At 32.7% G+C, this 5500-nt stretch carries 4 protein-coding genes; 3 read left to right on the top strand and 1 reads right to left on the bottom strand.

The window, feature by feature from the left end:
* Positions 1-195 precede the first annotated feature (195 nt).
* Positions 196-639 (top strand): hypothetical protein, encoded by a 444-nt coding sequence (locus VKY41_RS09830; protein WP_500814277.1) that lies wholly within the window; start codon positions 196-198, stop codon positions 637-639.
* 75 nt (positions 640-714) lie between these two features.
* On the opposite strand, the gene VKY41_RS09825 is transcribed toward VKY41_RS09830, so the two are convergent.
* Positions 715-1767 carry an endonuclease/exonuclease/phosphatase family protein gene (locus VKY41_RS09825; protein WP_500814276.1) on the bottom strand — a complete coding sequence of 351 codons (1053 nt, stop codon included), beginning with the start codon at positions 1765-1767 and terminating at the stop codon, positions 715-717.
* Between the two features lie 137 nt (positions 1768-1904).
* On the opposite strand from VKY41_RS09825, the gene VKY41_RS09820 reads away from it, so the two are divergent.
* Positions 1905-4712 carry a carboxypeptidase regulatory-like domain-containing protein gene (locus VKY41_RS09820; RefSeq protein WP_500814275.1) on the top strand — a complete coding sequence of 936 codons (2808 nt, stop codon included), beginning with the start codon at positions 1905-1907 and terminating at the stop codon, positions 4710-4712.
* 39 nt (positions 4713-4751) lie between these two features.
* The coding region (locus VKY41_RS09815; RefSeq protein WP_500814274.1) for a DUF5689 domain-containing protein at positions 4752-5500 on the top strand (749 nt) is incomplete at its 3' end.

The following is a 5500-nucleotide window of genomic DNA, read 5'->3' as shown; positions in this document are numbered from 1 at the left end:
TATTTGATGAAGTTAGAATTCAACAAACAGATAACTTTGGATACATTAATACTAATGGTATTACATTTAATGCATCTATTAAATATAACTTCTAATTTTGTTTAAAATTATTTTAAAACCTCTTCATTTTGAAGAGGTTTTTTTTTGATGATTAATCACTACATTTGCGTTATTAACAATAAAACAACCAAAAATATGTATAACACAGTAAAAATGTTTCACTCCTATTGGGCCTATTTGGTACTTTTAGTTTTAGTGATGGCTGTAGTAAATAGTATCATTAAGCAAGTAGGTAAAAAGGATTACGATAACAATAAAGATTATAGTCTGTTTTTAATTGCTTTTATTTTATCTCACATTCAATTGCTATTAGGTCTGGTATTATATTTTGTTTCACCAAGATTTAATTTGTTTAGTCAATCAGGAATGGGAGAAATTATGAAAAGCTCTGTAGATAGATTGTATTTAGTAGAGCACCCTTTAATTAATATTATAGCCATTGCTTTAATAACTATAGGATATGCTAAGCATAAAAAACAATTACTTTCTAATGGGAAATTTAAAACCATTTCGGTTTTTTATGGCATTGGTTTGGTGTTATTTTTATCTAGAATTCCTTGGAGTACCTGGTTAGGATAGGATGAATTAAGACATAAAAAAAACGACTCTTAGCTTAGCAATGAGTCGTTTTTTTATTATGGTTATTTGTAAGTTTTAGTTCACTTCTTTAATAAGAACAACATAGGTTGGGAAATGGTCGCTAAAGCCATCGGTGAATCCGCCATCAGCAAAGCTACGGAACGGATAACCTTTCCATCTTCCTCTTTTTGTAATTAAATAGTTCTTGTTAAAAATTCCTGCCTTATAAAGTCTGAACGAAGAGTAATCTTTTTCTATTAACGGTTGAGTTACCATTATTTGATCGAATAAACTCCAGCTATCTCTATAAGCGTTAGATCCAAGACCTTTTTTAAAGAAGTTCTCCATAGGATTGTATATACCTTTAAACTCGACATCTTCCTTTTCTCTTTTAGCATTTAAAACCTCTTTTACACTCGCATTTGTAGGATCGTCATTTAAATCGCCCATAATAAATATTTTGGCATAAGGATCTATGGTTTGTAAGGAGTCAATTATTTTTTTGTTAAGTTTAGCGGCAGCCACACGTGTTGGTCTACTTCTAGCTTCTCCACCACGTCTAGAAGGCCAGTGGTTAACAATAATATGAATTAATTCGTCTTCCAATTTTCCACTTACCAACAATTGATCTCTGGTATAGATTCGATCTCTTGTATTGTCATCGTAAATTAAAAGTTCATGAGTACTAGTGTTTAAGGGGGTAAACAATCCTTTCTGGTAATATAAACCAACGTCTATACCACGGCGGTCCGGAGAATCGTAATGTACAATGCCATAATCTTTGTCGATTAATTGTGGGTCATTGGCTACATCTTCCATAACCTTTCTGTTTTCAACCTCGGAAACACCAAGGATAACAGGGGAGTTGTTGGTAATGTCTTTACCTATGTCTGCTATTACGCGAGCCATGTTGCTCACCTTCTTTTTATATACTGCTTCAACATCACCTTTCATTTCCATGATTGGACTAGCTTCATCATTTTTCTCAGGGTCGTTTTCTGTATCAAACAAATTTTCTAAATTATAAAAAGCTACCGTATGTACCTTATAAGTTTTTTTCTCTTGCGCTTGAATAAATATACTCGCACTTAAAAACAAGGCTGCAAGCCAAAATTTTAAATTTCTCATTTACTTGTATGTTATGTTATTGATATGTTAATACAAATTATCTGCCAAAAGTAGATATTTATTATAAATAATGTAAATTTGCAAGCCTTAATTAATTTAAACTAACGCAAAAACAATTATTAATCATAAATTCAAGCATGAAAAAAAGTTTATTTATTTTTCTATTCGGAATTTTTTCAACTTTTACCGCAATGTCCCAAGAGACTGTTGTAAAAGGGAGTGTCACTGAAGCCATTTCTTTTGAACCTATTCCAAGTGTAACTGTAACTGTGGAAGGTACTGTCTTGTCAGTAGAAACCGACGCTAAAGGTGAGTTCCAATTTTTAGAACAAGTCCCTTTAGGAGAACAAGTGTTACGTATTTCAAAAAGCGGATATGCGCCAAAAAGATATCCTATTGTAGTTAATGAAGGTCAAACTCTGGATATTTCAGATATGACTTTAAGTAAAGACGTTTCAGATTCAGAATTGTTTACAATTACTTTATCCGATGACGAACTTGATAGCGACGATAGTGGTTTAGATAATATATCTGGACTTTTACAATCTTCGCAAGATGTATTTCAACGTACAGCAGCTTTCGAGTTTAGTTCATCTTTCTTTAAAGTAAGAGGTTTAGATTCAGAAAACGGTTCTGTGTTAATTAACGGAATTGAAATGAACAAACTTTATGATGGAAGACCACAATGGAGTGATTGGGGAGGATTAAACGATGTTTTAAGAAACCAAGAGTTAACTTCAGGATTACAACCTTCTAATTATAACTTTGGTGGAGCATTAGGAACTACAAACATGATTCTTAGAGCTTCTCAATACCGAGAAGGTGGACGGGTAACTTACTCTTCTTCTAACAGAAGTTATACAAATCGTATAATGGCAAGTTATTCTTCAGGATTATTACAAGACGGATGGGCTTATTCTTTTATGGCAGGAAGACGTTGGGGAAATGAAGGTTTCCAAGACGCTACCTTATATGATGCGAATTCATTCTTTGCTTCTGTAGAAAAGAAATTTGGAGACAACCATAGCTTGAACTTTACATCTATTTATACACCTAACCGTAGAGGAAAATCATCACCAAATACACAAGAGGTGTACGATTTAAAAGGGATAAAATACAACGAATACTGGGGTTGGTTAGATGGTAAAAAGAAAAACTCTAGAATTAAAGAAGTTGAAGAGCCAATTTTAATGCTTAATCACTATTGGGATCTTAGCAGTAAAACAAGCTTAAATACCAACGTAGGTTACCAATTTGGTAAAATAGGAAATAGCCGTTTAGATTACGGTGGAGGTGGAAACCCAAGTCCAGCATATTACCAAAACCTACCGAGCTACAATTTAGCTGATCCAAATGGTCCAGATTATGCTCAAGCTTACTTAAACGAGCAAGAGTTTATTAATAATGGTCAAATTAATTGGGAGCGTATTTTAGATGCTAACATTACTAACAATAGTACGGTTAATGGAGAGAAGAATGGTGCTTATGTATTATACGAAGATAGAAACGACGATAAGCAACTTACTGTTAACTCGATATTAAGCTCAGAAATTAATGAAAACATTTTAATTAATGCAGCTGTTACTTACAAAAACTTAAAATCTGAAAACTTTGGTGAAATCATCGATTTATTAGGTTCTACTTCAGGATACTTAAACGTGGATTCTTTTGATGGTTTTCAATACGATTATCAAAACCCAAATAGAGTTGTAGGTGAAGGAGATAAATTTAGATATAACTACAACATTTTATCCGATGTAGTTTCTGGTTACGCTCAAGCACAATTTAAATACAATAAAGTAGATTTCTACTTATCTGGAAGTTTAACAAATACGACTTATCAAAGAGATGGATTGTGGCAAAATGAAGCATACATTACTACAGATAATGCAGGTAATGTATTAACAGATAACTCTTCTGGAAAAAGTGAAAAATTATCTTTTACAGGTGTAGGAGCTAAAGGTGGATTAACCTATAAAATTACTGGAAAACACTTAATAGATGTAAACGCAGGATATATTACAAAAGCGCCATCTATAAGAAATACGTTTTCAAACTCCAGAGAAAACAATAATACAGTAGATAATATTTCAGAAGAAAAAATTACCTCAGGAGATATTAGCTATATTTTTAGATCTCCAATAGTAAAAGCAAAACTTACAGGTTTTTACTCTAAAATTGAAGATGCTAACGAAATTTCTTTTTACTACGCAGATGGTTTAACAAACGTAAATGTTCAGGTATCAGAAGATGTTGATGTAAATGAAACTACAGCTTTCGTACAAGAAATTTTACAAGGTGTAGATAAACAACATATCGGAGCAGAATTAGGAATAGAGGCTCAAGTAACTCCAACGATTAAATTAAAAGGAGCAGCTTCTGTAGGACAATATACTTACGCAAACAACCCTAACTTATATCTAACAGCTTCAAGCTTTGGAAGATCAGAAACTTTTACATCAAACTTAAAAGATTATAAAATTGCTGGTGGTCCGCAACAAGCTTATTCAGTTGGATTTGAATATAGAGATCCTGACTACTGGTGGTTTGGTGCAACAGCAAACTTCTTCTCTAATACTTATGTAGATGTAAGCCCGTTAACAAGAACAGAAAACTTCTACTTAGATAACGACGGATTACCATTTGTAGATTATAACGAAGATGTTGCTAGAGAACTATTAAAGCAAGAAGAGTTTGATAACTACATGGTTGTTAACCTTACAGGTGGAAAATCGTGGAAAATTGGAGATTACTATATTGGATTCTTCGCTAGTGTAAACAACTTGTTAGATAAAGTTTATAAAACAGGTGGTTTTGAGCAAGGAAGAAATGCTAATTACGAGCAATTATTAGAAGATAATAACAATCCTAAGCGTGTGTTTGGTTCAAAATACTGGTACGGGCGTGGAACTACTTATTTTTTAAATGTTAACTTTAGATTCTAAAAAAACGAAAAAGAAAAAATTAATTATAAATTATTACTCATGAAAACAAATAAAATTTTAAAAGTACTTCTAAGCTTAATGGTCGTTGTGTCCGTTACATCATGTGTACAAGACGACGATTATAAAGTGCCTAGCAGTTTAGGTGATGAAGAAAATAATAAACTAAATCAGTTAATTGCTAATTCTACTGAAATAAGTATCGCGCAAGCAAAAACTTACTTTGTATCAGGTGAAGTAACAGAAATAGTTACCGACGTATATGTTAAGGGATATGTGTCTTCTTCAGATCAAACAGGGAATTTTTATAAAGAATTTTTTATCCAAGATAGCCCTTCAAACCCAACAGCGGCTATTAAAGTGATGTTGAACCAAGTTGATACTTACAACCAATTTAACTTTGGTAGAGAAACTTATGTGAATTTAAAAGGTTTATTTATAGGTGAAGATCGAACTGGAGATGGCGTAATTGCTATTGGTGGTGGTGCTAACGGAACTAGATTAGCTGCTTTAACATCAAACAAAGTTCCTTTAAAGGTTTTAAGATCTTCAGTTACTGAAGTTATAGAGCCTGTATCAGTTAGCTTGTCTCAAATTAACAGCACCCATATTGGTATGTTTGTTGAAATTCAAAATGCACAATTCTCAAGCTCTTTAAATGGGCAGTTTTTTGTTGACCCTATGGATGATTTCGATTCTTCTAGACCAATTGAAAGCTGTGAAGGTTTTGAGTTTTCTTATTTCCCATTAGAAACTAGTGCATTTGCTAATTTCGCGCAACAACCACTTCC

Origin of the sequence: Xanthomarina sp. (genome assembly GCF_035306605.1) — a bacterium.
GTDB lineage: Bacteria > Bacteroidota > Bacteroidia > Flavobacteriales > Flavobacteriaceae > Xanthomarina.
The sequence above is the reverse complement of the archived record's forward strand: the minus strand, read 5'-3'. Positions and strand labels throughout refer to the sequence as shown.